This window comes from Azoarcus taiwanensis, assembly GCF_012910885.1.
GTDB lineage: Bacteria > Pseudomonadota > Gammaproteobacteria > Burkholderiales > Rhodocyclaceae > Azoarcus_F > Azoarcus_F taiwanensis.
This window is the reverse complement of the sequence record NZ_WTVM01000021.1, coordinates 13474-39728: the sequence shown is the minus strand read 5'-3', so window position 1 is coordinate 39728 and position 26255 is coordinate 13474. Positions and strand designations below refer to the sequence as shown.

At 64.6% G+C, this 26255-nt stretch carries 27 protein-coding genes; 9 read left to right on the top strand and 18 right to left on the bottom strand.

Annotated elements, in window-relative coordinates:
* From GPA21_RS20605 to GPA21_RS05360, 7 genes are all read left to right on the top strand, one after another.
* The coding region (locus tag GPA21_RS20605; protein ID WP_211163429.1) for a hypothetical protein at positions 1–207 on the top strand (207 nt) is incomplete at its 5' end.
* A gap of 161 nt (positions 208–368) precedes the next feature.
* Positions 369–1196, top strand: a complete 828-nt coding sequence (locus tag GPA21_RS05385) for a phosphonate ABC transporter ATP-binding protein (protein WP_168987187.1) — start codon at positions 369–371, stop codon at positions 1194–1196.
* A complete protein-coding gene (locus tag GPA21_RS05380; protein WP_168987186.1) occupies positions 1193–3202 on the top strand; it encodes a PhnE/PtxC family ABC transporter permease in 2010 nt (669 codons plus the stop codon). Before GPA21_RS05385 ends, GPA21_RS05380 begins: the two co-directional genes overlap by 4 nt.
* Positions 3203–3289: 87 nt before the next feature.
* Positions 3290–4129 carry a formate dehydrogenase accessory sulfurtransferase FdhD gene (locus tag GPA21_RS05375; protein WP_168987185.1) on the top strand — a complete coding sequence of 280 codons (840 nt, stop codon included), beginning with the start codon at positions 3290–3292 and terminating at the stop codon, positions 4127–4129.
* A complete protein-coding gene (mobA, locus tag GPA21_RS05370; protein WP_168987184.1) occupies positions 4126–4731 on the top strand; it encodes a molybdenum cofactor guanylyltransferase MobA in 606 nt (201 codons plus the stop codon). The genes GPA21_RS05375 and mobA overlap by 4 nt, the downstream gene beginning before the upstream one ends.
* A gap of 241 nt (positions 4732–4972) precedes the next feature.
* Positions 4973–5371: a hypothetical protein gene (locus tag GPA21_RS05365; RefSeq protein ID WP_168987183.1), complete on the top strand. Its 399-nt coding sequence runs from the start codon at positions 4973–4975 to the stop codon at positions 5369–5371.
* 99 nt (positions 5372–5470) lie between these two features.
* Complete coding sequence (locus GPA21_RS05360; protein WP_168987182.1) at positions 5471–6094, top strand: putative metalloprotease CJM1_0395 family protein; 624 nt, start codon at positions 5471–5473, stop codon at positions 6092–6094.
* Positions 6095–6100: 6 nt separating this feature from the next.
* On the opposite strand, the gene GPA21_RS05355 is transcribed toward GPA21_RS05360, so the two are convergent.
* The 10 genes from GPA21_RS05355 to GPA21_RS05310 all read right to left on the bottom strand — a co-directional run bounded on the left by GPA21_RS05355 (position 6101) and on the right by GPA21_RS05310 (position 15562).
* Positions 6101–6619, bottom strand: a complete 519-nt coding sequence (locus GPA21_RS05355; RefSeq protein WP_211163428.1) for a DUF6505 family protein — start codon at positions 6617–6619, stop codon at positions 6101–6103.
* A 181-nt stretch (positions 6620–6800) separates the two neighbouring features.
* The gene (locus tag GPA21_RS05350; RefSeq protein WP_168987181.1) at positions 6801–7898 is read right to left on the bottom strand and encodes a formate dehydrogenase subunit gamma; all 1098 of its coding nucleotides are present in this window, start codon (positions 7896–7898) and stop codon (positions 6801–6803) included.
* Positions 7899–7909: 11 nt separating this feature from the next.
* Entirely contained in the window at positions 7910–8104 is a 195-nt protein-coding gene (locus tag GPA21_RS05345) for a hypothetical protein (protein ID WP_168987180.1), read from the bottom strand.
* 77 nt (positions 8105–8181) lie between these two features.
* On the bottom strand, positions 8182–8769 hold the full coding sequence (fdh3B, locus tag GPA21_RS05340; protein ID WP_168987179.1) for a formate dehydrogenase FDH3 subunit beta: 588 nt from the start codon (positions 8767–8769) through the stop codon (positions 8182–8184).
* A 21-nt stretch (positions 8770–8790) separates the two neighbouring features.
* On the bottom strand, positions 8791–11673 hold the full coding sequence (locus tag GPA21_RS05335) for a formate dehydrogenase subunit alpha (RefSeq protein ID WP_168987178.1): 2883 nt from the start codon (positions 11671–11673) through the stop codon (positions 8791–8793).
* A gap of 48 nt (positions 11674–11721) precedes the next feature.
* Complete coding sequence (locus tag GPA21_RS05330; protein WP_168987177.1) at positions 11722–11928, bottom strand: twin-arginine translocation signal domain-containing protein; 207 nt, start codon at positions 11926–11928, stop codon at positions 11722–11724.
* A gap of 61 nt (positions 11929–11989) precedes the next feature.
* The gene (locus GPA21_RS05325) at positions 11990–12598 is read right to left on the bottom strand and encodes a TorD/DmsD family molecular chaperone (protein ID WP_168987176.1); all 609 of its coding nucleotides are present in this window, start codon (positions 12596–12598) and stop codon (positions 11990–11992) included.
* An 8-nt stretch (positions 12599–12606) separates the two neighbouring features.
* Positions 12607–14334 (bottom strand): 4Fe-4S binding protein, encoded by a 1728-nt coding sequence (locus GPA21_RS05320; protein WP_168987175.1) that lies wholly within the window; start codon positions 14332–14334, stop codon positions 12607–12609.
* Complete coding sequence (locus GPA21_RS05315; RefSeq protein WP_168987174.1) at positions 14331–14996, bottom strand: DUF3306 domain-containing protein; 666 nt, start codon at positions 14994–14996, stop codon at positions 14331–14333. The genes GPA21_RS05320 and GPA21_RS05315 overlap by 4 nt, the downstream gene beginning before the upstream one ends.
* Entirely contained in the window at positions 14993–15562 is a 570-nt protein-coding gene (locus tag GPA21_RS05310; protein WP_168987173.1) for a DUF3305 domain-containing protein, read from the bottom strand. Before GPA21_RS05310 ends, GPA21_RS05315 begins: the two co-directional genes overlap by 4 nt.
* A gap of 305 nt (positions 15563–15867) precedes the next feature.
* Between GPA21_RS05310 and GPA21_RS05305 the strand changes: the two genes are divergently transcribed.
* A complete protein-coding gene (locus tag GPA21_RS05305) occupies positions 15868–16842 on the top strand; it encodes a sigma-54 interaction domain-containing protein (protein ID WP_168987172.1) in 975 nt (324 codons plus the stop codon).
* A 15-nt stretch (positions 16843–16857) separates the two neighbouring features.
* Here GPA21_RS05305 and apbC read toward each other — a convergent pair whose 3' ends face one another.
* The gene (apbC, locus tag GPA21_RS05300; RefSeq protein WP_168987171.1) at positions 16858–17952 is read right to left on the bottom strand and encodes an iron-sulfur cluster carrier protein ApbC; all 1095 of its coding nucleotides are present in this window, start codon (positions 17950–17952) and stop codon (positions 16858–16860) included.
* Between the two features lie 104 nt (positions 17953–18056).
* On the opposite strand from apbC, the gene GPA21_RS05295 reads away from it, so the two are divergent.
* A complete protein-coding gene (locus tag GPA21_RS05295; RefSeq protein ID WP_168987170.1) occupies positions 18057–18716 on the top strand; it encodes an ankyrin repeat domain-containing protein in 660 nt (219 codons plus the stop codon).
* A gap of 41 nt (positions 18717–18757) precedes the next feature.
* Here GPA21_RS05295 and GPA21_RS05290 read toward each other — a convergent pair whose 3' ends face one another.
* From GPA21_RS05290 to def, 7 genes are all read right to left on the bottom strand, one after another.
* Complete coding sequence (locus tag GPA21_RS05290) at positions 18758–19462, bottom strand: Rieske (2Fe-2S) protein (RefSeq protein ID WP_168987169.1); 705 nt, start codon at positions 19460–19462, stop codon at positions 18758–18760.
* 47 nt (positions 19463–19509) lie between these two features.
* Positions 19510–20034: a molybdopterin-guanine dinucleotide biosynthesis protein B gene (gene mobB / locus GPA21_RS05285; protein ID WP_168987168.1), complete on the bottom strand. Its 525-nt coding sequence runs from the start codon at positions 20032–20034 to the stop codon at positions 19510–19512.
* A gap of 49 nt (positions 20035–20083) precedes the next feature.
* Positions 20084–21481: a sigma-54-dependent transcriptional regulator gene (locus GPA21_RS05280; RefSeq protein WP_168987167.1), complete on the bottom strand. Its 1398-nt coding sequence runs from the start codon at positions 21479–21481 to the stop codon at positions 20084–20086.
* A gap of 135 nt (positions 21482–21616) precedes the next feature.
* The gene (locus GPA21_RS05275; RefSeq protein ID WP_168987166.1) at positions 21617–23725 is read right to left on the bottom strand and encodes a cache domain-containing protein; all 2109 of its coding nucleotides are present in this window, start codon (positions 23723–23725) and stop codon (positions 21617–21619) included.
* 27 nt (positions 23726–23752) lie between these two features.
* A complete protein-coding gene (htpX, locus tag GPA21_RS05270) occupies positions 23753–24595 on the bottom strand; it encodes a zinc metalloprotease HtpX (RefSeq protein WP_168987165.1) in 843 nt (280 codons plus the stop codon).
* Between the two features lie 70 nt (positions 24596–24665).
* Entirely contained in the window at positions 24666–25613 is a 948-nt protein-coding gene (gene fmt, locus GPA21_RS05265) for a methionyl-tRNA formyltransferase (RefSeq protein ID WP_168987164.1), read from the bottom strand.
* Complete coding sequence (gene def / locus GPA21_RS05260) at positions 25610–26113, bottom strand: peptide deformylase (RefSeq protein ID WP_168987163.1); 504 nt, start codon at positions 26111–26113, stop codon at positions 25610–25612. The genes fmt and def overlap by 4 nt, the downstream gene beginning before the upstream one ends.
* Positions 26114–26255 lie beyond the last annotated feature (142 nt).

The following is a 26255-nucleotide window of genomic DNA, read 5'->3' as shown; positions in this document are numbered from 1 at the left end:
GTTGTTAACCAGGCAATCAAATGCGTGGAGTTGGTGCTGGCGACATTGGTGCAGATACGTTGTTCCTCCCCCTTCAAGGGGGAGGGGCTCCGCGACCTCACACCGGCAACGCGTAGCGGGTCGGTGACGGTGGTCACTGCGGCGGCGACTTTGCCCGAGGGCATGCCGCTGTTGGCGAGTGGAGCGGCCGCGATTCCCGCTGTCTGAGCGCGCAGCGCGAGTTCGGGAATCGCAGCGGAGCGAGCCTTACAGCGGCAGCCCGAGCGGCATCGGAGCCGACGCGGTGGCCACCGTCACCGACCCGCGGACCACTGGCACAGAGGAAACACAAGCACACAAAACCAAACGGAAGAACGACGCTGAACCCAATGACCCACACCCATCCCGCCATCCACCTCAATCGCGCCGCAGTCGCCTACGCCGGCCGGCGGGTGCTCGACGACTTCTCGCTGGACATCACGCCGGGCGAACGGGTGGCGGTGATCGGACCGTCGGGCGCGGGCAAGACCACACTGTTCCGCCTGATCGCCGGCCTGGTGAAGCCCGCCGAGGGCGAAGCGGTGACGCTGGGGCGTGACACCCGGCAACTGCGCGGCCGGGCCCTGGCGCGGCTGCGACGCGAGGTAGGCTTTCTGCACCAGCAGGACAACCTCGTGCCTCAGCTGCGGGTGGTGCACAACGTATTGATGGGTCGGCTCGGGCACTGGTGGCTACCCCAGGCGCTGTTGTCGCTGCTGTGGCCACAGCAGATCGCCCGTGCGCGTGCCGCGCTTGAACGCGTGGAGCTGGGCGACAAGCTTTGGTCGCTGCCGGACGAACTCTCCGGCGGGCAGCAGCAACGGGTCGCGGTCGCGCGACTGGTGGTGCAGCAGCCACGGCTGGTGCTGGCCGACGAACCGGTCAGCGCGCTCGACCTGCGCCTCGGGCGCGAGATCATCACGCTGCTCTGCGATCTGGCGATCCACGAGCGGGTGACGCTGGTGGTGAATCTCCACACCCTCGATCTGCTGCAAGGCCATTTCGAGCGGGTGATCGCGCTGTGCGACGGACGGCTGTTCTGGCAAGGCCCGCCGGAAGCCATCGACCAGACGCTGTTGCGCGCCCTCTACGGCGCCGAGTATCGGGCACTGCATCTGGATGAAGTCGCATTGCCGGGGCAGTCAGCCGACACACCAGACGACGACACCAGGGCATGAACACCGCGACCGCCTTGTCGCCCGCCCTGCCCGAGAAGCGCCCATGGGGGCACTTCGTGGCGATGCTCGCAGTGCTGCTCGCACTCGCCGCCGCCTTCGTCGCCGCAGAGTGGGATCTGGCGGTGCTGTTCGATGCCGAACAGCGCGCGCGGGCACTGTCGCGCATGGGGGCGTGGTTCACCGCCTTCGCGAGCCCGGACCTGTCGGCGGCCTTTGTCGCCCACGCCTGGGATCTGACCCTGCAGACGCTCTCGGCGGCGGTGCTCGGCACCGCACTGGCGGTGATGCTGGCCTGGCCGCTCGCGATGGGGGCGAGCCGCGCGGTATGCGTGGGCGAGGAACACTCGCGCATCCGCTGGCGCGGCTGGCGACACTTTCCACTGCGTTCGCCGGCGGCACTGCTGTGCGCAGTCTGCCGGCTGATCCAGGACATTCTGCGCGCGGTGCCGGACTTCGTTTGGGCGATCATCCTGGTGGCGATGATCGGGCTCGGCCCGCTCACCGGCGCGCTGGCGCTGGCGCTCAACATCACCGGCATTCTCGCCAAGGTGTACAGCGAACTGTGGGACAGCGTGGATGAATCCCGCTACGCGCAGGTGCGCTCGCTCGGGGGCGGGCGCATCGCCACCTTTCTGTACGGCATCCGCCCGCTCGCCTCGCGCAACGTGCTGTCCTTCACACTGATGCGCGCCGAATGCGCGATCCGCAACGCGGCGGTGATCGGCGCGGTCGGCGGCGGCGGGCTGGGTTCGGAGATCTGGTACCAGATCCGCTTCGGCGCCTGGGACAAGGTCGGCACGCTGATTCTGTTCACCCTGCTGCTGACGCTCACCGCCGACCTCGTCAGCAACCTGATCCGGCGCCAGCTGCGCGGTGACCCCAACCGGGCGGGCCATGCCCCGGCGCCGACGACTTGCCTGGTCGCCGGGGCGGCCGATGACGCAGCTCGATCGACGGACTCGCCTGCCAGACGGGGCAACGAAGCGCGCGTATCCACGCACACCGGTCGCCCGCTTCAGGCCTGGGTCGCGGTGGGCGTGGTCGCGCTCGCGGTGAGCTGGTCGGTGTGGTTCATGGGCTGGGGCAACAGCGCCGGGCAGGACGGCGCGCCGCGCAACCATCTCGCGCCAGCCATGGAGCTCATCACCGGCCAGGCCTGGCACAACCTGCGCTTTTTCGAGCGCTTGCTCAACCCCGAGTTCGACCTGCCCGCCGTCGGCCTGGGTGACGCGGACAAGGTCGCCGCACGCGTGGCTGCCGGCACAGCGGTGGATCTGTTCGGCGAGTACGGTCCGGCGGATCTCTGGCGACCCGCGGCCTGGGAGGCCTGGCAGACCGAACTGCGCAAGTGGTTCGTGTGGCGGGTGGTCGAATCCGCCGCCATCCCGCTGGCGATCGCCATCGTCGGCACGGTGCTGGGCGTGGCCGGGGCGATCCTCCTCACCTACCCGCACTCGGTGCTGTTCCAGTGGCATGCGCCGCGCTTCACCGGGGAGACGCCCGGGTGGTGGCAGCGCGGGCTGCGCGCACTGCAATTGGCAGGAGCGCGGGCCACCGCGGTCACCGCGCGTGGCGTGCCGGAGGTGATGTGGGCGTTTCTGTTCATCGCCTTCTTCGGCCCCGGTCTGGTCGCGGGTACGCTGGCGATTGCGGTGCACACCCTGGGGGTGCTGACCCGGGTGTTCGGCGAGGCGATCGACAACCAGCCATGGCGCCGCTTCGAACCGGTGTGCGGCGCCTCGCGCCCGGTCGCCTTCGGCGCGGTCGCGGTGCCGCTGGTGTGGCGCGACTGGATGACCTACGCCTTTTTCCAGTTCGAGAGCAACGTGCGCGCCGCGGTGGTGTTGGGCCTGATCGGCGTCGGTGGCCTGGGGTTTCACTTCAGCTTCAACTTCGAGTGGTTCCGCTTCGAACGCGCCGGCACCTATCTCATCATGATCATCCTGCTCACGGTGCTGATTGACCGTGGTTCACGGATGCTCAAGCTCTCGCGCGTGGGGCGCTGAAGGACCGCGGCCCACGGCAGGATGTAGAATTCCTCAGTTGCGCGAGCGCTTTCGCCTCGCGCGCGCCAGAGGAGACGACGGAACCACATGACTACACCCGACACCCTGCCACGACGGCCGCAGCTGAGCCGAGCCAGCCGGGCACTGACGATTACGATTCCCGCGGAGAACGAGCAAGGCGAGTCGGTCCCGACCTCGATCGCCGGCGAGTATCCGCTCACGGTCTACGTCGACAAGCGCGAGATCGTGACCCTGATGACGCTGGGTGCCGCGCCCGAGGCGTTGACCATCGGCTGGCTGCGCAACCAGCGCCTGGTGTCCAGCCTGGACGAGATCGCATCGGTGCAGGTGGACTGGGACGTCGAAGCGGTATCGGTCACCACCCGCAACGGGCTGCACAACGCCGACGAGAAGCTGGGAAGTCGCACGGTGACCACCGGTTGCGGTCAGGGCACGGTATTCGGCGACCTGATGGAGGAGGTCGATTCCATCCGCTTACCGGATGACATTGAGTTTCATCAATCGCAGCTCTACGCGCTGATGGAAGCGGTGCGCAAGCATGAATCGATCTACAAGCAGGCCGGCGCGGTGCATGGCTGCGCACTGGCCCGCGCCGACGGGCCGGACAGCTGCGAAATCCTGATGTTCTTCGAAGACGTCGGCCGCCACAACGCGGTCGACGCGATCGCTGGCCAGATGTGGCTGGACGGATTGCAGGGGGGCGACAAGATCTTCTACACGACCGGCCGGCTCACATCCGAGATGGTGATCAAGACTGCCCAGATGGGCATCCCGCTGCTGGTATCGCGCTCCGGCCTGACACAGATGGGCTGGGAGATCGCCCGCCGTATCGGACTGACGATGATTGGTCGCGCCCAGGGCAAGCATTATCTGCTGTTCACCGGACAGGAGCGATTCAAGCGATGAGTGAAAGAACACCCATCAGCGCGGTAATTCTCGCCGGCGGACAGGGTCGGCGCATGGGAAGCGTCGACAAGGGCTTGGTCGAGTTGCGCGGAAAACCAATGGTCGAGTGGGTGCTCGAGCGGTTAAGGCCCCAGGTCGACGAGGTGCTGATCAACGCCAACCAGAACATTGAACGTTACGGCGAATTCGGCGTGCCGGTGTTTTCCGATGCGATCGGCGGCTTCGCCGGACCGCTCGCCGGCCTGCATGCCGGGCTCAGGGAGGCCAGCCATCCGCTCGTGGTGACCGCACCCTGTGACTCGCCGTTTCTGCCGACCAACCTGGTCGCGCGCCTCGCGGACGCGCTCGAGGACGCGGGTGCGGACCTCGCTGTTGCCCGCACCTTCGATCAGTCGCATCCGGTCTTCTGCCTGTGCCGGCGAGAAGTACTGCCGCATCTGGAAGCCTTTTTGTCCAGTGGCGGTCGCAAGATCGACCGCTGGTACGAAACGCTCAAGGTAGTGGCAGTGCAGTTCGACGATCAGGAAGCCGCATTCAGCAACATCAACACTCGCGAGGAACTCGGCAGCTTCGAACAGGGTCCTTCACAGGACGTGATCTGATTCGCCTGATCTCACCCATGGACCGCGCGAGTGGGTTCAGGCCCAAGGCGAATTGGCGGCAACAGTCGAAGTCACTCCGTGACACGCTTCATGTCAGAGCCGACCAAACTGCCGCAGGCGTCGCCGGAAGTTCTATACTGCAAGTCCGGGCTCAATGTCTGACATGAGTCTGTGATGGCCACCCGACCGGGAATGGGCCACACAGACCTGAGCATCCAGACCGGACCGGAAGGAGTCGAAGATGATCGAAATGAATACTGCCTTGCCACTTGACCGCAACAGCGGCGCGACTGTTCTACCCGTCGAGACGGCGCGCTCGCCCGCGGAAAGCGCCGCAACGGCAACGCCACGACAAGCCGAAGTACCTGCGGGCGTCGAGGTGCAGATCAGTTCGGCCGCGCGGGAAGCTGCAGCGCGCGACCCGCTGCCGGCGGCGACCAACGCGACCGAGCCTTCACGCAGTGCTGCGGCACCGGCTGGCGGCGGCGCCGAGCAGCCGACGGCTTCTCAGGAAGCCGGAACGCAGGCGTCTACCGAACAGTCGGGCAACGCACAGAATCGTGCGATGCAGATGTTCGCGGAGACTGCGGGCATCGGGGTCGAGCAGGCCAACCCCTCTCCGCTTCGCGACATCGCCTGAGCGATTGACACACGGATGATAACGCCACCCAAATGGGTGGCGTCGTCGTCTGAGGGGCTGTAGGTCCGACAGTTCCCTCGAACGTGGCGAAAGCACACGATGATCGGTAGTCTCCCTCCTGCGGGATTCATCACACCGACTTTCGGCAGCCGTATCGCGAACGACAGCCGTGCCGACGGTGAGACGGCACCTGAGAGCGTCAGGGGTGATCGCGTCGGGCAGGCCAGGCCAGCTGAACAGCTCAGTGATGAAGAACTCGCACAGGTTCGCGCGCTTCAGCAGCGCGACCGGGAAGTGCGCGCCCATGAGATGGCGCATGTCGCAGTCGGCGGTGAACTCGTCTTGCGTGGCGCCCAGTTCGACCACGAAACCGGACCGGACGGCGTTCGCTACGCAGTCGGCGGTGATGTCCTCATCGACACGTCCCCGGGCCGCACGCCCGAGGAAACCATCGAAAAGGCGGAACGGATAAGGGCGACCGCACTCGCCCCGGCCGACCCCTCGCCGCAGGACCTCGCGGTTGCCTCGATGGCGATCCAGATGGCACTGCAGGCGCAGATCGAACTCGCGGTCCAACAACGCGAGGAAGCTGCTCAGGAGCAGCAAAAGGAAAGCGATGCTGGAGCCAGTCCGTTCGCCGGCGAGCGCATGCGTGAAGCCTACGCCGCGATCTCGTCGATCGCCGGTGAAGTCAGTCGCGGAAGTATTGACGCTTTCGCCTGACGGGCTTCAGCGGGCGCCGTCATCCGGGAACATGTCCCAGATCCGGATCTCTCCTTCCTGACCGCGCCAGTCGGCGACCTGATTGACCGGCTGGGACTGAACCTTGCGAAAGGCCTCGTGAATGCCTTCCTCGTCGGCGTGGCGCTCGATCACCAGCATCGTTCCGGGTGCGTCCTCGCACAGGCTGGCCGCGTATTCTATCTCCTGCCGTGCAAACGGTAGCGCCTCGTCCACCGACGGCGCGCCGTGCTGGTCGACAAGATGCTGGGCGAGGGTTGCCACGATGCGCTCGTACTCCACCTCGTCGATTTCCTCGATCCGGGCAATCGTACTCCAGCCGAAGCTGTTCAAGCCGAGGAAACCGGACCGGAACGCCTGTCGTGCCTTGCCTGAGAGAGTCTCCGGGTCTTCCTCCGCAAAGCTGAACACGAAGGTCCCGGTCACGGCGGGCTCACCAGCCACAGCGGCTGGCGAATAGACATGGTCGTCGCTGTCGTCGAGTCGCGCAGTGCGCAGGAATTTCATCGCTTCTCCGCGAATGTCTTGCCATTGTTCGAAGTGGGCCGCGGTCACGAAAGCGGGAACTGGTGTTCGATCGCTGCGCGCACTGAGGAACCCTGGGGACACCAGGGTTCGCCCGATTACCAACCCAACCCGCTGCCAGCCTCCCCCTTGAGGGGGAGGAGCTGGTCATGAGACGCCGCGCTCAGTGACTCGGCTGCCCCACGGTGCCCACCGATCCGGTGGCGGGAGCCTCGGCCTGCTGCGGCTTCACACCCTTGGCAATCTCGTCTTCGTACCACAGGTCATGGTGTTGCTTCGCCCAGTTCACATCGACCCGGCCGGTGGTCATGCCCTCGAGCGCGCCTTCGGTGCCCAAGGTACCGATGTAGGCGTGGCCGAAGAAGAAGGCGATCCACAACAGCGAGGTGATGGCATGAATGGCCTGGTAGAGCGCCATGTCGGCCCGCGTCTGCCCGAACAGAGGGAAGTTGAGGAGGAACCCGGACACGCTCACCATGATGCCGAACACCACGATGCCAACCCAGAACCACACCTTCTCCCCGCCATTGAACTTGCCAGCCGACGGGTGACTCTTGCCAAAGATGCCGCCACCGGCTGCAAACCACTTGAGGTCCACCGCCTTGGGCATGTTGTGCCTTACCCACATCAGAATCATCAGCAACACCGCGACCGAGAAGGCCGGTCCAACATAGTTGTGCACGACCTTGCCGATGTCGGCCCAGGCTGCGAAGGCCTGATGACCCATCACCGGGATCAGCACCGTACGCCCGAACAGCAGGCTCAGCCCGGTGATCGCAAGCACGATGAAGGTTGTGGCGGTGAACCAGTGCAGATAGCGCTCGAAGGGTTTCCAGCGTTCGATCGTCATCCCTGCTCGGCCGTGCGCGAGCTTGATCCGCCCCACGAAGGTGAACACCAACGCCACGAGCGCGAGCGCGCCGATCAGCAGATAGCCACCGTAGGTGATCAGCGGCCCCATGCGAAACTGCCGCCAGGTCTCGCCGACATTCGAGATCATCGTATTGGTCACATACGGGCCGGTCTGGGTGGTGAAACCGCCCTGGCCTTCACGGGCCTCGCGCCACATGTCGGATCTGGGATTGGTTGCCCGATCCTGCCCGAAGCGCTGCTGCTGTTGCTGCTGCACACCCTGACCGCCCGACTGCGCGAGGGCATACCCTAGCGGCAGCGCGATGGAGAGCACCAGAATCAGGGCAAGGCTCCACAACATGGAGCGGCGCCTGCGCTGGCGCGCTTTGCTTACATTTGAATCACTCATGGCAAGGACTCCTAGCGGTCTGTCATGCCTGTCATGGCGCGCTCACGCAACTGCTCCTGCCTGCGCTCTGCGGCCTCTTGCGTCGCCGTTTCATCGTGCTTGCCCTTGTAGACGCCCGGTTCGTGGAAAACGACTTCCTGCTCACAGGCGGTCAACAGGGACAGGCTGGCGACTGCCAGCGCTACAAGCATCGCTTTGTACGGCATCTTGATCACTCCTCTCGTCATTCCGGTCTTACCCTCGGATATCGGGCAGCCCCCGTTTGGGGGCCGCCCTCATCCAGTCAGGCGTTGCCGTAGGCGGCCTGCCAGCCCCAGGTCTGCGGACGACCCCCGCGACGCATCACGCGCTGGCGGTAGATGTCCGAAACGACATCGCCGTCGCCGGCGAGCAGCGCCTTGGTGGAGCACATCTCGGCGCACAGCGGCAGCTTGCCCTCGGCAATCCGGTTGGCACCGTACTTGACGTACTCCGCTTCGGAATGCGCAGTTTCGGGACCGCCGGCGCAGAAAGTGCACTTGTCCATCTTGCCGCGCACCCCAAAGGCCGACTGCTGCGGATACTGCGGCGCGCCGAAGGGGCAGGCGTAGAAGCAATAGCCGCAACCGATGCACAAGTCCTTGTCGTGCAGCACGATGCCGTCGGCGGTGGTGTAGAAGCAATCCACCGGGCAAACCGCGGCACATGGCGCGTCGGAACAGTGCATGCAGGCCACCGACACCGACTTCTCGCCGGGCAACCCGTCGTCCATGACGATGACTCGGCGGCGGTTCACACCCCAGGGCACCTCGTGCTCGCTCTTGCAAGCAGTGACACAGGCCTGGCATTCGATGCAGCGCTCCGCGTCACAGAGAAACTTCATTCTGGCCATTATGGCTCTCCTCCATCCGGTTTATGCGGGCACCACACGGCAAAGCGTGGTCTTGGTTTCCTGCATCATCGTGACCGCGTCGTAACCGTAGGTCGTCGCAGTATTGGTCGACTCGCCGCGGACGTACGGCGCGGCACCTTCGGGATACTTCGCCAGCAGATCCTCGCCCTGGAAATGTCCGCCGAAGTGGAAGGGCGTGAATACCGTCCCGCGCCCCACCCGGTTGGTGACCAGCGCCTTGATCTTGAGGCGTCCGCCTTCCGGCCCCTCCAGCCACACGGTCTGCCCGTCGCGCACGTTGGCGTTGTTGGCATCGGCCGGATTGATCTCAACGAACATGTCCTGCTTGAGTTCGGCCAGATAGGGGTTGGAACGGGTCTCCTCGCCGGCACCCTCGTACTCGACCAGACGGCCGGAGGTGTGGATCAGCGGGAACTCGCGCGAGTAGTCCTTGGCCTGCACCGACTTCCAGCGCGTGGGCAGGCGATAGAACACCGCGCGGTCCTCGTAGGTCGGGTAGTCGGCGGTGAGGTCGTGCCGCGGGGTGTAGAGCGGTTCGCGGTGAACCGGCACCGGATCCGGGAAGTTCCACACCAGGGCGCGGGCCTTGGCGTTGCCGAACGGATGGCAACCGTGCTTCATCGCGACGCGGATGATGCCGCCCGACAGGTCGGTGGTCCAGGACTTCCCTTCGGCCTCGGCCTTCTCTTCCGGCGTCAGCTCATCCCACCAGCCGAGCTGCTTGAGCAGCGCATGGTCGAACTGCGGATAGCCACCCTGGATCTCGGCCCCCTTGGACCAGGAATCCTCGGCGAGCAGCGTCACCCCATCACGCTCGGTACCGAAGTTGGCGCGGAAGTTGCCGCCACCTTCCATCACATGCTTGCTGGTGTCGTAGAGCACGTGGGTGCCGGGGTGCTTCATTTCCGGCGTGCCGTAGCACGGCCAGGGCAGGCAGTAGGTCTCGCCGTCGAGCGGACCGCCCTCGGCCTTGAGGCTGACGACGTCGAAGTGTCGCTGGTTGGCCATGTGCTCCTTGAGACGCTCCGGACTCTGCCCGGTGTAGCCGATCGACCATGCACCACGGTTGACCTCGCGCAACACGCTTTCCGGAGTCGGCATGTTGTTAACGATCTCGTAGTTCTTGAACATCTCTTCCGCGAAACCCAGCTTTCTTGCCAGCAGATACGCGAACTCGGCGTCCGGCTTGTGCTCGTAAAGCGGATCGATGACCTTCTCCCGCCACTGGAGCGAGCGGTTCGACGCAGTGCAGGATCCAGCCTGCTCGAACTGGGTCGCGATCGGCAGCAGGTAGGTGTTCTCCTTGCGGTCGTGCAGCACCGCGGACACCGTCGGGTAAGGATCGGCGACGACCAGCAGGTCGAGCTTCTCGAAGGCACGTTTCATCTCGGGGCCGCGGGTCTGGGAGTTCGGCCCATGGCCCCAGAACATCACCGCACGAATGTTGTCGCGCTGGGCAACGTTGGCCTTGTCCTCGAGCACACCGTCGATCCAGCGTGACACGGTGATGCCCGGAGTGAACATCGGCTTGGTGGTGCCGCCACGGCCGTCGCTGTACTCCATTTGCTCGAAGCGCGCCGCGAGCCAGTCGAAATCCACGCCCCAGACACGGCTCCAGTGCCGCCAGCCGCCTTCGGCGAGTGGATAGTAGCCAGGCAGGTTGTCCGGGTTGGGACCGATGTCGGTCGCCCCCTGCACGTTGTCGTGGCCGCGGAAAATGTTGGCACCGCCACCCTCGACCCCGATGTTGCCCAGTGCGAGCTGCAGACAGTTGTAGGCGCGCACATAGTTGCTGCCGATGGTGTGCTGGGTGCCGCCCATGCACCAGACGAAGGTGCCGGGGCGATTGTCCGCCATCAGCTTGGCGACTTCGTACATCGCGTCGCGGCCGACGCCGGTGACCCGTTCGACTTCCTGCGGGTTCCACTTGGCCACCTCCTCGCGCACATGCTCCATGCCGTACACGCGCTGACGGATGTACTCCTTGTCTTCCCACTCATTCTCGAAGATATGCCACAGCAGGCCCCACATCAGCGCCACATCGGTACCGGAGCGGAAGCGCACATATACATCCGAATGTGCAGCAGTGCGGGTGAAACGCGGATCCATGACGATCAGCTTGGCGCCGCCTTCCTTGGCACGCAGAATCATCTGCATCGCTACCGGGTGCGCCTCGGCGGCGTTCGAGCCGCACATGATGATGGCCTTGGCCTTGTTGATATCGTTGTACGAGTTGGTCTGCGCGCCGTAACCCCAGGTATTCGCCACGCCGGCCACCGTGGTGGAGTGGCAGATGCGGGCCTGGTGGTCGCAGTTGTTGGAGCCCCAGAATGCGGCGAACTTGCGCTGCAGATAGGCACCCTCGTTGTTGGCCTTGGACGAGCCGGCAAACCAGAAGGCGTCCGGACCGGACTCCTCGCGGATTGCGAGCAGCTTGTCGCCGATTTCCTCGATGGCCTGATCCCAGCTGATGCGCTGCCAGCGCCCACCCACCATCTTCATCGGGTACTTGACCCGGCGCTGACTGTGGCCGTGGTTGCGCAACGCCGCGCCCTTGGCACAGTGCGCGCCGAGGTTGATCGGGCTGTCGAAGGCCGGCTCCTGGCCAATCCACACGCCATTTTGCACCTCGGCGATGGTGCTGCAACCCACCGAGCAGTGGCCGCACACCGTCTTGACCTGCTTGACCTCGGCGCGGGGGTCGGGCACTCGCTTGGCCGCCTTGGCCTTCTTGACCATCGTGCCGGGAATCATCCCGGCAACCGCAGCGCCACCGACCGCGAGGCCGGAGCCCCGAAGGAAGGCGCGACGGCTGACCGGCTTGCGCAGCAAGCCACTACCCGAGGGCGACTGGGCGCTACCGCTTTTCTTGACCAGTTTCATGGTTCGTCTCCTGTTGGATGACCGCTGTCGCAAGCGATCGCGATCACTCTAGAACTGCGCCCGCGCGTAGTAGTCGCGGATATGCTGAGTTTCGTGATAACCGTGAGGCTGCTCGGCTGTCTGCTGCATCTCGACCTCCGGCGCAGCTGTCGCCTGACCAGTCGCCACGGCGACGGCGACGCCGCCGCCGGTCAAGGCCATCGACTTCAGAAACTGCCGCCGGGACGGCTGCCCGTTTTCGTCTCTCTTGTCCATTACCGACTCCTTCTTTCCGTTGACCAGAAGCGTTCAAGCCGCCCTGTTCCGTTTTGCCGGCTCATGCCGGCATTTCGTGAAACCTTCGTTCCATCTCGACGAAGGCATGTCCGACAGCCGCCACTGCACGATAAAAGTCCGCGCTCGACGCCTTGCCGAGATCCTCGAAAAACCGATCCATCCAGCCGCCCACATACCGGGAGTACAACTCGCGCTGCCAGTCGAGATCGACGTCCTCGTCCTGTGCCACCAGGGCCATGATTTCGCAAAGCGCGGCGACATGGTCCTCGGGCTCGCTGCAATCCGCGTTGCGCTCGATGCCCAGTGCCTCCAGATCGGAACGCAATTGGACCAACGGCCGGTCCATCAGCGTGCCGGTGAGATACCAGGAGGCGTACGGGGTGACTTGGCCACCGCCGACGCCGACGAAGATATCCTGGTACTCAGCGATCAATGCATCCTCCTGCACGCGACGGGCCGCGTCGGCCAGTTGCTGCCAGGCGGCAGCGATCGCGTCGGGTGCCTCGCCTTCGGCGGACAGCCCGGCCAGCCGTTCGATCATTTCAGGCGAAGGCGGCCCGGCCATCAACTGACCGAGCAGTGCCCAGGTGCCGGCCCTCAGGTGGTCAATCGAATCGACGTCCATGACGTCTTCATCGGTAGCGTTCATCGGCGCGCTCATTTGGGGCCCAGCCAGCGAGGTTTGGATCCGCCCTTCAGGTCTTCGGCGAACATGTCGACCACACGACAGTCGCCGCACATCTTCAGCCGGTTCAATGCGTCCGCTGACTGAAACATGTGGTGACCGGAGAGCTTGTCGACCATGCGACCGATGACGCTCTGGGTGGCGAAGGGTTTGCCGCACTTGATGCAGCAGAAAGGTTCCTCCTCGTTGAGTACCCGTGGCTTGCGGCGCACGTCCCAGTCGAACACGTAGCGCGGTTCGAGCGTGATCGCGTCCTCCGGACAGGCCTTTTCACAGAGGCCGCACTGGACGCACAGGTCTTCGGTAAAGGACAACTCAGGCTTGTCACCGGCGTCGGACAGCGCTCGGGTGGGGCACACCTGCGGACAGGACATGCACAATGTGCAGGCCTTGCGGTCGACATGGACCTGGCCGAACGGCGCGCCGGCGGGCAGCGCGGCGACCTGCGGACGCTCGGGCGCCTGAGCATACAGATGCTCCAGGGCCAGACGCAGACTGCCGCGCTTCTCGTTGAAGGTGTCGAAAGTTGCCGGTTTTGCAACTGCGGGCTCGCGGGCAGCAGCGAACAAGGTCGGCACGTCGGCGTCGGTGTCCACCCAGGACACACGCCTGCCGTCCAGACCCATGGCGTCGAGCATCGGTCGGACATAGTCGAGCTGTGCCTGCATCGCCGCCCGCACGGTGGGCGGGACTGCGTCCGTATCGAGCAGCGCAACTTGCGCGGCACCGTAGGCCAGCGCCGCCAGCCAGGTGTCCATACCGACCGCACCGATCTCACCGACCTGAACCGGCAGCACTCGCGCCGGCATAGCCGGGGCAAGCGCGCGCAATCGCTCCAGACCGGCTTCCTCGTCGTGGAACATCAATACCGGCGACTCGCCGCCGGCATCGCGATAGGCTGCAAGCATGCGCTTGACCCGCACGATCTGATCACGCGGGCCCGGGTAGGCGTATGTCATCGCCCCGGTGGGGCACACACTGGTACAGGTGCCTGCGCCCTGGCAAAGGTAGGGGTCGATGTCGACCAGATCGCCGATGGAGCGGATCGCCCCGGTCGGACAGGCGTCCAGACAGCGGGTGCAGCCGGTGAGGCCGCTGTCGCCGTGGGCGCAGATGTCTGGGTTGTAGTTGAAGAAGCGGGGCTTCTCGAACTCGCCGGTCATGTCCGGGATTTCGCCGAGCATGCGATGCAGACGCTCGGCGTCGCCGGCCGGGGCGTAATAGCCGAATGGTGGTAATTCGAAACGGATGCCGGGTTCTCGACGCAGATCGAGGACCAGGTCGAAGAAGGGCTGTTGCGGGCGGGTCAGCGCCGCCGGTGATATCTCTTCACCGCCGGGCAGGCGGAGATTCATCGCGAAATGGCCGAGGTGGCCGGTGATCTTACAGGGCTCTCCGCGCAGCAAGAGCACGCGGGCGTCATCGTCGCGGGCACGGGCGGCGGTGTCGGTCAAAACACCGCTCGCCGCTACCGTCGCCACCACGGTGCAGTGCAAATGCTCACGCAACGCGTCGGCGCATTCGAGCCCGTCCAGCTCGCTGCCAATGATGAGCACATGGCCGGCCGAGCGATAGGCGACGATGCTGGTGGGCTCGACCTCGACTTGGGCTGCGGCGCGCAAGGCCGCGACCCGAGCGGCACTGGCCGGGTCACCGGGACGAAAGACGGGGTCGTCGTAGAGTTCGGACAAATCGCTCATGTGGTCTCGGCTTGCACCGATGACTGATTGCCATCGGCCTGTTGGGTTGGGGGCAGTTGTGTCTCGATGACATCGTTCTCCGCGATGTCGACCGGGAGCGGCTCGAGCTTCTCGCCGCGAAACTCTCGCGCCATGCGCGCCTCGGCGTCTTCGGTAGTCATCTCGACACCTCTTTCCGCCAGCCGCTGGACCAGCTTGCCCGCCTCTCGCGCGATCGCCTGCTTGAGGTCGTGCGGCACGATGTCACCCATCGGCAGGAAGTTGGTGTAGTCGTCGGCATACTCAGCGCACAGACAGACCTGGTTGTATTTGGGCGAGTGGAAGACCTTGGTCAGCGCCTTCATGCGCAGTGCCTGTGACACCTTGCCCGACATGAAACAGCGCAGATCGGAATCGGCGTTGAGCGTCTCGATCTCGGGCATGTCTTCGTCGGTGAGCTCGGCCATCGGCTTGCCGGTACGCGGATCGATCGGCTCCGGGTCCGGCTCTGGCTCGACCACCGGTGCCGGCTCAGCCGCGACCGACTCGGCCAGCAAGATCTCGGCCGGCGCATCTTCGTGTTCGCGGCCGAGCTTGCGTCGCGACCAGCGCGAGAGAAAGCCGTCGGCGGCCTCGGGCACTTCGACATTGGCGCGAAGGGGTTCAAGGGGCTGCAAACTCACGCGCCGTCTCCCGCCCAGTCGCCGACCTCGGCATCGTAGATTGCCTTGCTGCGCTTCTTGCCGCGCCCCTTGCCTTTGCGTCGGGGCTGATAGTGCGCTGTAACGAAGGCCTCGAGCCAGCGCCCGACCTCGGCAGGCATTGGCGCACTCAACACGATCTCGTCGGCGCTGCGCAACTCGGTGGAGTCCAGATTCTGCGCCTGGTCGAGACTGACCGTGACCTCAAGCGGTTCGACGCCGGTCTCAGGGTCAAAGCGCGAGATCACGAAGATTTCGGGCCGGTCGCCGCCAAGATTGAGGGCGTAGTCCTCCGCTTGGGCGGGATGCAGACGCAGGCGGAAGCCTCGCCACAGGAAGAGCTTGCCGGCGGGCCCGGAACGCACGCAGACGCCGCTTCGCTCGTCGGAAGCGAATTGCTCACCGACGACGACACCGGTGACATGCCAAAGCAAACGGTCAGCCGCATGCTCGTCGGCCGGCGCGGCGATCATCACCGCCACTGGCAGAACCGCATCGTCGGACCACGCCGCAACTTGCTCCTCGGGGAGCCGCAATTCCGGGCTCAAGGCTTGTCTCCTCTTTTGTATCTGCTTATGTCGTCCCGTACATACGTTATAGCCGTTAGCAACACGCATGCCAAAGTCGAGTCAACCGTAAACCCCTGTCAACAGTGGGGTTCATGCATCCGAGGCCAAGATCGATATGGTCATTTTTGACCATTTGCGTAGAGACTGAGACAAAATGCACCACCCACCCCGCAGCGAACACATGATCAAGCGATATGCTCCGCAGCAATCGAGCTTCGCGTGAACCATAATGAAGTCGCTGCGGTGCCGAGACACCGCACAACAACCTGAACCTGTTCGCACCCATGATCGTTCTGAGCCCATCCCGCGAGTGTCTTCATGAAGCTGCCGCAGCGGAGCCCGGCGTCATCGGTGACAGCGCGGCCATGCGGACACTGGCCAGCCTGATCCGCCGCGTCGCTGCAGCGAACAGCACGGTGCTCATCGAAGGCGAATCCGGTACCGGCAAGGAAGTGGTGGCCGCGAGTCTTCACCATCACAGCGGCCGCACCGGCCCGTTCGTCGCGATCAACTGCGGCTCGATGTCGGCCGACTTGCTCGACAGCGAGCTTTTCGGTCACGCCCGGGGCGCCTTTACCGGCGCAGGCGCAGACCGCGAAGGTCTGTTCCGCCACGCCGAGCGAGGCACCCTGTTCCTCGATGAGGTGGGGGAACTGCCACTGTTTCTGCAGGCCAAGCTGTTACGCGTGCTCGAGACACTGATGATCCGACCGGTCGGCACCGAACAGGAGGTACCGGTGTACGTACGGATCGTCGCCGCAACAAACCGACCGATGACCGAGCTCGTCGCCAATGACGCCTTTCGCGGTGATCTGTTCTTCCGTCTCAATGTGGTGTCGCTGAGCGTTCCACCATTGCGGGAGCGTCCCGAGGACATCGGCCCCCTGACGGATTACTTCATCGACCACTTCTCGCGCCAGCTCGGACTCCCGGCGGTCCGCCTGGACCGCCTCGGCCTGCTCAGGCTGCACAGCCACGCGTGGCCCGGCAACGTGCGCGAACTGCGCAATCTGGTCGAACGCGCCACGCTGCTCGGCCGCTCACCGGCTGCGTGCCTGCGCCTGCAGACGCTGGACAGCACTGCCTTGCAGGAACGTGGCGCCAGCGGCTACCCCCCCGACATGCCGCTGGTCGAAGTACGCCGCCAGCATATGGCGCAAGTACTGCGCGCCTGCGCCGGCAACAAGTCCGAAGCCGCCCGACGCATGGGCATCTCGCGCAAGACCCTGGAGCGCAAGGTGCGGGAGGAGGGGCTGTAGCGACCCACCCGCTGGTCAGGTCTCTGCGATCGTGATCTTGGGGAATGCAGCGGGCGTGGCGACCTGACGCAGGGACAGTCGCGCTGCCACCGCACGGGCAATCCGGCGGTAGGATTCGGCGAGTGAGCCGTCCGGATCGGCGACCACCGTCGGCATGCCATTGTCGGCCTGCTCACGGATGCGGATGTCGAGCGGCAAAGCGCCGAGGAAGTCCAGCCCGTACTTGTCGGCCATGCGCGCGCCGCCGCCGTCGCCGAAGACATGTTCCTCGTGTCCGCACTGGCTGCAGCAGTGCAAACCCATGTTCTCGATGACACCGAGCACTGGTACGCCGACCTTCTCGAACATCTTGAGGCCGCGGGTTGCGTCCAGCAGGGCGATGTCCTGCGGCGTGGTGACGATAACCGCGCCCGCCACCTTGATACGTTGCGCCAGCGTGAGCTGGATGTCGCCGGTGCCCGGTGGCATGTCGACGACGAGGTAGTCGAGATCCTTCCACTCGGTATCGCGCATGAGCTGCTCGAGCGCCTGGGTCACCATGGAGCCGCGCCAGATCATCGGCTCCTCCTCGTCCACCAGGAAACCCGCGGACATCACCTGCAGGCCGTAATTCATCAAGGGCTGGAAACGCTTGCCGTCGTAGGAGCGCGGCCGGCCGGAGATGCCGAGCATGCGCGGCAGGCTGGGCCCATAGATGTCGGCGTCCAGCACACCGACACGCGCCCCTTCGTCAGCCAGCGCGAGCGCGAGATTGACCGAGGTCGTGGATTTGCCGACCCCGCCCTTGCCCGAGGAGACCGCGATGATGTTGCGCACGCCGGGCACCGCGGTCACGTCATCGGGATCAGGCTCGCGCGGCTCTATGACGCTGCGGATCGTGACCTCGACCGCAGCCACGCCAGGGAGCACGGCCAGCGTCTCACGCACTGCCTCACGCAGCGACGGCGCCAGGCGGCGGGCCGGAAAGCCGAGGCGCAGAGCGACACGCACCGTGCTGCCGTCGATGTCCACACCCTCGACACAGCCGGCAGCGACCAGATCGCGTCCGAGATGAGGTTCGATAAAGCCGGTCAGCGCCGACTCGACTTGTTGTCTGTCCAGTTGGGTCATGATTCTCTCCTGCTGTCGGGATGACGCTGCGGTGCAACTTGCACGCCCGTCTTCGTTCTGATAATTCAATTCCAATGCACTCGCTGCCACTCGAGGAGGCGGAAATGATGCGAATCCGGCAAGTCATGGTTTCCACGATGCTCGCAGTGATCTGCCTGCTCAGCACTCACGCAGCACTCGCGGATGCTGGCGAGGCGCTGCTCGACGCGGTCATGACCGGCCAGACGGCGCGGGTCGCGATCCTGCTCGATGCCGGTGTCTCGCCGGAAGTGGCCAGCGGGCCGGGCGAACACGAGGGGAAGACTGCACTGATGTGGGCGGCCGAAACCGGGCGAAGCGAGATCGCCGATCTGCTGCTGCAATACGGCGCAGAGGTCGATCGCGCCAACCCCAAGGGCGGTACCGCGCTGATGTATGCCGCAGTGTCGGGACACGTAGAGGTGATCCATCTGCTCGTCGCCGCCGGCGCGGACCCGCGTCATCGAGTCCGTCACGGATGGACGCCGCTGCTGCTCGCCACCGCCAAGGGGCATGTCGAAGCGGTACGCGCACTCGCTACGCATGGCGCCGACCTCGACACCCGCGACGTTTACGGCTGGACCCTGCTGATGCGTGCGGTCGAGCGCACCGACCCGGTGATGGTCAGCGCCTTGCTGGCCTTGGGCCTGGATCCGGCCATCGGCGACGGCAACGGCCTCGACGCCTTCGAGATCGCCCGTCGCCAAGCCGACCCCAGCCTGCTCGATCTGCTCAAGCGCCGCTGACACGGGCGCCGCAGCGCAGGAGTGCTTCCACCTGACCTGCATCAGCAACTCACCACGTTGCCGCTGAAATCGGCAAGCGGCATCACCCGCACCGCCTCACTCAGGGGCATGCGCTCGTCTCTCGACGGGTTCTCCAGGCTCAGTCGCAGGCCAAACTCGCTGAAGAAGCGCTGGAACATCTCGCCCCCGAGTGTGCCGACCGCGTACAAGGTGTCATCGGACGGATCATGTTCGAGCAGGATGGCCGCCAGCGGCTGAGGCGCCGGCCCATCCAGCACCGCTGCACCCGCTGCAGGGTCGTACAGGCTGTTCTCGGCGCAACAACTGATGACGCCGGTCTCGGGGTCGGTGTCGTTACGCGGCCCCCGGTAGCTGATATAGCTGATGGTCCGCGTGGGATGGGCCATCTTGTGCGCACAGATCGCAGAGTAGGCGACGATCGAGGCGCGCGGACCGACACCACCGGGCCAGTCGTACTGGCTACCGGTCTCGGTGACAAGCCCATTGCGACCGGGCAACTGACGGCCCAGATCAAGCAGAAAACATGGTGTGGCCGGAAACGGATAGTGGAACACGTATTGCTCGCCGGACATCAGCTCGCCGGCATGCAAAGGCATGTTGTCCGGGGCGAGGAGTTGCACACGTTGATAGGCCTGTACGCGCACGTCACCCGCGAGGGTGAGGCCACCCCCGGCGAGCAATCCAGCGCCAAGCGTACAGGTCTTGACGAAGGCGCGACGATCCATGCGAGCTCTCCTCTTCGACGGTGGCTTCGGGTCCGGATCGGCGACGCTCAGTCCACGGACGCTGGCGCCGGCTGGTGTCCGAAACAATGGGCAAGAACGAAATCTGCGACATCATCCGCACGATTGATGTCCAGAATCGGCAGACCGCCTGTATCAAGCTCGGCGTTATCGGTCGCGACCGCGACGATGTGGACGTCGTCCGGGAACAGAAGGGATTCGCAGGCACCCTCCCGGTACACCTCGATCTTTGCGATAGGCGCCCGCTTGAAACCCTCCACCAGCGCGATGTCGCACGGTGACAGGTGCGACAGCAATTCATCAAGCGAAGCCTCGGCCTCATCGCGCAGTTCGTGGATGAGCGACCAGCGATTGCGCGAGCTGACGATCACTTCCCGACAACCCGCCTGACGATGGCGCCAGGAGTCCTTGCCGCGATGGTCGATGTCGAAGGCATGGTGGGCGTGTTTGATCAGCGACACCCTGAGGCCGCGTGCGCTCAGCACACCGATCACCTGCTCGACCAGCGTCGTCTTGCCGCTACCGGACCAGCCGGCGAAACCAATCACCTTCATTCAGTCACTCCTGCGATATGGGTCGCGCCCATGGGCAATGGCAGGGAAGTCATACGCCGAAATCGGCGCACTTGCGGTCCAGCGTCTTTCGCGACACGCCAAGTATTCGCGCGGTTTCGGTCTTATTGCCTCCGCATGCCTCGAGCACGGTCAGAATGTGCCGACGCTCCACTTCCTCGAGCGAAAACTCGGGTGGCGCTGCGACCGGCGCCGGGGTCGTCACCGGCTGCAGACAGGCGACCGAGAAAGTGCCGAGAATCAGCGATCTTTCCACGAAATTGCGCAGTTCCCGCACATTGCCAGGCCATGAGTAGGCGCTGAGCGCCTCGATGATCTCCGGATCGGGCGTCAGTGGTGCTACGCCAAGCCGTTGCGACAACAAGGCAATGAAGTGATCGACCAGGGCCTGGATATCCTCCATGCGCTCACGCAAGGGCGGGATTGCAAGATCGACGACCGCCAGGCGGTAGTACAAGTCCTCGCGGAACTCACCCGCCTTGACCGCTGCAACCAGATCGCGATTGGATGCTGCCACCACGCGGACATCCACCGGCACCTCGCGCTCGGAGCCGACCGGACGCAGCTTCCGCTCCTCCAGCACACGCAACAAACGGCTTTGCATCGCGAGTGGCAATTCACTGATCTCATCAAGAAACAGGGTGCCGCCGTTGGCATAGTAGAACAGCCCGTTGCGGCTGCCGGCCGCGCCGGTAAACGCGCCTTTGACATGACCGAACAACTCGCTCTCGATGAGCTCGGTCGGGATGGCTGCGCAGTTGACCGGCACAAAAGCCTTCGTTCGACGCTTGCTGAGTCGATGCAGGGCGCGGGCGACAACTTCCTTGCCGGTGCCGGACTCGCCCTGCAGCAGAATCGTGCTCGGCGTCGGCGCGACCCGCTTGAGCACTGCCCTGAGCTGATTCATGGCCTCGGATTCACCGACCAACCCTTCTGCCTCGCTCTCGCGCGCCCACAACTCGCGGCGCAGAACGAAATTTTCGCGGGCCAGCGTGGCACGCTGGAAACAGTTCTTCATCGCGTTGAAAATCTGATCGACGCGGAAAGGCTTGAGAATGAAATCAGACGCGCCGGCGCGCAGCGCGTCGATGGCGCTTTCCAGATCGGCAAAGGCGGTGATCAGGATGACGTCTATGCCCACGCCCTGGTCGCGCAGCTCATGCAGCCACTCGATGCCGGATTTTCCCGGCAGAGCAATGTCGAGCACGATGAGATCGAAATGACGCCGGTCCATGAGTTGGCGCGCCTGTTCGACGTCGCCCGCGACCTCGACACTCGCGCAGCGAGGCGCCAGCGCGCGCGCGAGAAAGCTGCGCATGCCTTCCTCGTCATCGACGACGAGCACGGAATGTTCAGGCCAGCTCAGGTCCATCTGGCCGACGGCGTCGCTTGCCGCGCGCGTGCTCCGCACTACCTCAGCGTGCTGCATTCAGTCTCCTCACCTCCGGCTCATCCTGAAGATCTGGCCGGTTATCGTCGGTGTACGCATAGTCTGCGCAAACGGCCACAGGTTCCCCGTCCTCGCGGGCTAGGATCATAACCGACAGATCCGCGTCGCGTCAGGTCAAACCTTCCAGCGTCGCATGAAGCCCGGCGCCTCAGGGCCGCCGCGATACGCCGCTTCCCGAAGCAGCCAGACGCTGAATACCGTGCCCTCACCTGGCTTGCTCTCCACGGTGATGCGCCCGCCATAGCGCTCGACGATCGTGTAGGTTACCGACAGCCCCAGGCCAGTGCCGCTCTCCTTTTTCGTGGTGAAGAAAGGATCGAAAATAGTAGCGAGATGCTCCGGCGGGATGCCGTATCCGGTATCGCGTACCCGCAGTACCACACCCTGTGCGGAGCCGTCTTCGGCCAGCCAGTCCTCGCTCGCGAGCGTCAGTCGTCCGCCCGCGGCCATTGCCTGGGTGGCGTTCACGATGAGGTTGATCAGCACCTGCTGCAATTCGCTGCGATTGATCTCGACCGGTGTCGTCGCAGCGAGTTCGAGATTGACCTCGACGCCGCACTTGTCGATGTTGTGACGTGTCAGCACCAGGCAGTCCTGAATTACGGCACCGACCTCCACTGCCTCGGTGTAGCCAGCAAAGTCACCCGGTCTAGCGAATTGCAGCAACTTGGTGACGATCAGGCGAATGCGTTCGACCTGCTCGTGGATCAGCCGGATCTCGTCGCGCACCGGTTCGGCTGCCGGACCCAGCACCTCGCGAAGGACATCGAGATTGCCCTGGATGACCGCCACCGGGTTATTCACCTCGTGTGCGACACCGGCGGTCAGTTCGCCGATCGCTGCGAGCTTCTCGCTCATCACCAGCTGCTTCTGCGCCCGACGCAGAGTTTCGTTTGCCTCGCGCAGCTCGGCGGTGCGCTCGGCCACCTTGCGGTCGAGCTCGTCGGCCCAGCGTTGCAATTCGGCCCTTTTGGCGGCGAGCGTGTCGAGCAGGTGGTCGAACTCTCCGGCCAGGCGACCGAGTTCATCGCGGCTCGTAACCGCCCCGACACGTGCATCCGACTCCCCCAGCTCAACCCGCTGAATCACTCGGTTCATGCGTTCAATCGGTTCAAACACGCTGCGCGCCCAGCGCAGACTGTAATACGTGCCCGCCACGCTGATCAGCAGAAAAAGCCCAAACAGCGCCGCCATTGCCTGTTGCATCGCCCGCCGCAGCGGTGCCTCCAGAAAGCCCACATAGAGCATGCCGATGCGCTCGCCGCGACCATCCTCGATCGCTTCGTAACCCGAGACGTACCAGTCATTGACAACGAAGGCTGTACCCAGCCAGAGCTCGCCGCGCCCCAGCACCTGATCCCGAACCGCCTGGGATACACGCGTACCGAGCGCTCGCTCGCCCTCGAACAGGCGCACATTGGTCGCGATTCGCGTATCGCCCATGAAGAGCGTCGCCGTACCCTGGCTACCGAGCGGCAGGGAGCCGTCGCGGTACACGATCTCGTTGATGCGATCGACCAGATCGAGGTTGCCGTTGAGCAGTACTCCCCCCTCGACGAGTCCCACCGTGATTCCCTCTGCATCGAGTACCGGCGCCGATGCGTGGATCACCATGCCACGATCCTCAGCAATACGCGGGTCAGGCGCCGCAGCGGCAGTCGGCACCAGCGGTTGCCAGGCGCGCGCTTGCAGCTCGGGGGCAATTTCCCCGAGCGCTTCCGGTGAGAAACGCTCAATCGTCACATGGGCACGCCCTTGCATCGCGGCGGCCACGGCCGGCCAGTTGTCTCGGGCGGCAGCAGGCAAGCCCTCATCGCGCGACGTCACCAGGGGTGTGGCGTCCGGGTCGAGGTAAAGCAGGTAATCCAGGGCATACCGATTCGCCAGTTCGGTAAGAAGCGCGGCGAGTCGATCATCGTCGGCCGCTTCGAGGGCGAGTACCAGCCGGTTCGACGACGCCAGTGCGGACACATCGCGCCCGACACCGATGCGCACCCGCTCGAAATAGCCGTTGGCGGTAATCATGTCGGAGCTGACCTTGAAGGTCAGCAGCCGCTCGTAGGCCTGGTTGCCCCAGCTCCACACCAGACCGAGCAGAACCGGCACACCGGCGAGCAAAGGTGCCAGCACCAGGACCAGCAACTTCAGCCTGACCGAGCTCCGAATGCGGTCGATGAGGCCGACTCTGCGATTGGCAGCGGCGCTTGCGAGGGGTGCGGTCATGCGCGTTTTCCGCCCCCGTGCGCGGCGTTAGACGCGCCCGACCAGCTCGCGCAGACGCGCGATGCGATCCTGGGTCGCGGGATGAGTCGAAAACAGCCCGCGCATGCCGCCTGAGAGCGGGTTCATGATCATCATCTGAGCAGTCTCGGGGTGACGCTCGGCGGTTTCCATGGGGATACCCTTCGCATAGGCTTCGATCTTGGCCAGCGCACTGGCGAGAGCCTCCGGATCACCGGAAATCTCGGCCCCACCGCGATCCGCGCCGAATTCCCGGGTACGGGAGATCGCCATCTGGATGATCATCGCCGCCATCGGCGCGAGAATCATCATCAGGATGGCAAACACCGGATGCGGCCGGTTCTCGCCGCGACCGCCGAACAGCATGCCGAACTGAGCGAGCATCGAGATCGCGCCCGCGACCGTCGCGGACATGGTCGAAATGAGGATGTCGCGGTTCTTGACGTGCGCAAGTTCGTGCGCCATCACGCCACGCAGTTCGCGCTCGGACAGCATGCGCATGATGCCGGTGGTTGCCGCCACCGCAGCGTTGTCAGGGTTGCGCCCGGTGGCGAAGGCGTTCGGCTGCGCCTCATCGATGATGTACACCTTGGGCATCGGCAGATCGGCCCGCTGCGCGAGCTCTCGCACCATGTTGTACAGGTAGGGCGAGGAGGTCGCATCCGCCTCGCGTGCGTTGTACATCTTGAGCACCATCTTGTCCGAGAACCAGTAGGCCCAGACATTCATCGCGCCGCCGAGCAACAGGGCGATCAGCATGCCCTGCTGGCCACCGAAAGCGGCACCTACCGCGCCAAACAGCGCGACGATGCCAGCCATCAGGATAGAGGTCTTCATCCAGTTACCAAACATGGCAGGACTTTCCGTAAGTAATCTGATTGCAGATAGAGATGAGGGCTGTCACGCCGACTTTCAAGCCCGATCAGGCGTCGACACCAAACCGCTCTCCGGCACAGACCGGGAAGCCGCGCAGGAATTCCCCGACCGGCAGTCTCCGGCTGCCAGGCTTTTGCAGCACGGTCAGACGCACGGCTCGATCGCCACAGGCCACCACGATACCGTCGCCATCGGCGGACAAGACGGTCCCGGCCGGTCCATCGATTTGCTCGACCACCGCTCGCCAGACCTTGATCGACATGCCCCGCATGGTGGTGACTGCACCTGGAAACGGGTCGAAGGCGCGAACCGCTCGCTCGATCTCCACCGCCGAACGGCGCCAGTCGATCGCTGCCTCCGCCTTGGTGATCTTCGCTGCGTAGGTGACGCCCTCCTCGGGTTGCGGCTGGCCTACCAGCCCACCGCCTTCCAGCGCGCCAAGCGTTTCGACGATCATTGCGGCACCGAGCGCCGCGAGCCGGTCATGCAACGTGCCGGTGGTGTCCTCCGGGCTGATCGGCACGGCCCGCCGCAACAGCATTGGCCCGGTGTCCAGCCCCTCGTCCATCTGCATGATGGTGATCCCGGTCTCGGCATCGCCGGCCTCGATCGCGCGATGGATCGGAGCGGCACCGCGCCAGCGGGGTAGCAACGAAGCGTGGATGTTGATACACCCGAGACGCGGCAATTCGAGCACTTCGCGTGGCAACAGAAGGCCGTACGCGGCCACCACGAGCACATCGGGCGCACAGGCGGCGAGGGCCGCACGCTGAACCTCGCTGCGCAGCTTCTCCGGCTGATCGACTGGAATACCGACGGCCAGCGCGGCCTGTTTGACCGGACTGGCAACCAGCTTCATGCCACGCCCGGCGGGGCGGTCCGGCTGGCTGAGCACCAGCGGCACCTGATAGCCGGCAGCGATGATCGACTCGAGCGCACGGGCGGCGAACTCGGGCGTACCGGCGAACGCCACTTTCAAGGTGTGCTTGCTCAAGCGGTGATCCGTGCTTTCTTGGCGAGTTTGGTCTTGATCCGGTTCAGCTTCAGGCTGGACAGATACTCGACGAAGACCTTGCCGTCGAGGTGGTCGATCTCGTGCTGGATGCAGACGGCAAGCAAGCCGTCCGCTTCAATCCGGAAAGCTTGGCCGTCGCGGTCGAGAGCCTCGACGGTGACCTCCTCGGCACGTGTGACCTTCTCGTAGATTCCGGGCACCGAGAGGCAGCCCTCTTCACAGGTCTGCTCGCCGCGACGCTCGACGATGACCGGGTTGATCAGGGCCATCAGGCTGGACTTGTCCTCGCTCACGTCAATGACGATCACCCGTTTCTGGACATTGACCTGAATCGCTGCCAGACCGATGCCGGGCGCCTCGTACATGGTCTCCGCCATGTCGTCCACCAGACGACGGATCTCGTCGTCCACCTGCTCAACCGGCTTCGCCTTGAGGTGAAGTCGCGGGTCGGGATATCTCAAAATCGGTAATAAGGCCATATAAATGCTTGCCGGGTTAAGACATTACGTGCAGAATTTCAAGTGCTTTGGCATGCCATCAGGCGGATTTCCGCGTATTCTGTTGGCAAATTGAACGATCGCGGATTGGACCTTGGCCTTGAGAAGATGTTCCGGCCAGGGG

Excerpts from the sequence above, each read along its gene's own strand:
- GPA21_RS05385 (WP_168987187.1), top strand. The coding sequence starts at position 369 with ATGACCCACACCCATCCCGCCATCCACCTCAATCGCGCCGCAGTCGCC.
- GPA21_RS05380 (WP_168987186.1), top strand. The coding sequence starts at position 1,193 with ATGAACACCGCGACCGCCTTGTCGCCCGCCCTGCCCGAGAAGCGCCCA.
- GPA21_RS05375 (WP_168987185.1), top strand. The coding sequence starts at position 3,290 with ATGACTACACCCGACACCCTGCCACGACGGCCGCAGCTGAGCCGAGCC.
- mobA (WP_168987184.1), top strand. The coding sequence starts at position 4,126 with ATGAGTGAAAGAACACCCATCAGCGCGGTAATTCTCGCCGGCGGACAG.
- GPA21_RS05365 (WP_168987183.1), top strand. The coding sequence starts at position 4,973 with ATGATCGAAATGAATACTGCCTTGCCACTTGACCGCAACAGCGGCGCG.
- GPA21_RS05360 (WP_168987182.1), top strand. The coding sequence starts at position 5,471 with ATGATCGGTAGTCTCCCTCCTGCGGGATTCATCACACCGACTTTCGGC.
- GPA21_RS05355 (WP_211163428.1), bottom strand. The coding sequence starts at position 6,619 with ATGAAATTCCTGCGCACTGCGCGACTCGACGACAGCGACGACCATGTC.
- GPA21_RS05350 (WP_168987181.1), bottom strand. The coding sequence starts at position 7,898 with ATGAGTGATTCAAATGTAAGCAAAGCGCGCCAGCGCAGGCGCCGCTCC.
- GPA21_RS05345 (WP_168987180.1), bottom strand. The coding sequence starts at position 8,104 with ATGCCGTACAAAGCGATGCTTGTAGCGCTGGCAGTCGCCAGCCTGTCC.
- fdh3B (WP_168987179.1), bottom strand. The coding sequence starts at position 8,769 with ATGGCCAGAATGAAGTTTCTCTGTGACGCGGAGCGCTGCATCGAATGC.
- GPA21_RS05335 (WP_168987178.1), bottom strand. The coding sequence starts at position 11,673 with ATGAAACTGGTCAAGAAAAGCGGTAGCGCCCAGTCGCCCTCGGGTAGT.
- GPA21_RS05330 (WP_168987177.1), bottom strand. The coding sequence starts at position 11,928 with ATGGACAAGAGAGACGAAAACGGGCAGCCGTCCCGGCGGCAGTTTCTG.
- GPA21_RS05325 (WP_168987176.1), bottom strand. The coding sequence starts at position 12,598 with ATGAACGCTACCGATGAAGACGTCATGGACGTCGATTCGATTGACCAC.
- GPA21_RS05320 (WP_168987175.1), bottom strand. The coding sequence starts at position 14,334 with ATGAGCGATTTGTCCGAACTCTACGACGACCCCGTCTTTCGTCCCGGT.
- GPA21_RS05305 (WP_168987172.1), top strand. The coding sequence starts at position 15,868 with ATGATCGTTCTGAGCCCATCCCGCGAGTGTCTTCATGAAGCTGCCGCA.
- apbC (WP_168987171.1), bottom strand. The coding sequence starts at position 17,952 with ATGACCCAACTGGACAGACAACAAGTCGAGTCGGCGCTGACCGGCTTT.
- GPA21_RS05295 (WP_168987170.1), top strand. The coding sequence starts at position 18,057 with ATGATGCGAATCCGGCAAGTCATGGTTTCCACGATGCTCGCAGTGATC.
- GPA21_RS05290 (WP_168987169.1), bottom strand. The coding sequence starts at position 19,462 with ATGGATCGTCGCGCCTTCGTCAAGACCTGTACGCTTGGCGCTGGATTG.
- mobB (WP_168987168.1), bottom strand. The coding sequence starts at position 20,034 with ATGAAGGTGATTGGTTTCGCCGGCTGGTCCGGTAGCGGCAAGACGACG.
- GPA21_RS05280 (WP_168987167.1), bottom strand. The coding sequence starts at position 21,481 with ATGCAGCACGCTGAGGTAGTGCGGAGCACGCGCGCGGCAAGCGACGCC.
- GPA21_RS05275 (WP_168987166.1), bottom strand. The coding sequence starts at position 23,725 with ATGACCGCACCCCTCGCAAGCGCCGCTGCCAATCGCAGAGTCGGCCTC.
- htpX (WP_168987165.1), bottom strand. The coding sequence starts at position 24,595 with ATGTTTGGTAACTGGATGAAGACCTCTATCCTGATGGCTGGCATCGTC.
- def (WP_168987163.1), bottom strand. The coding sequence starts at position 26,113 with ATGGCCTTATTACCGATTTTGAGATATCCCGACCCGCGACTTCACCTC.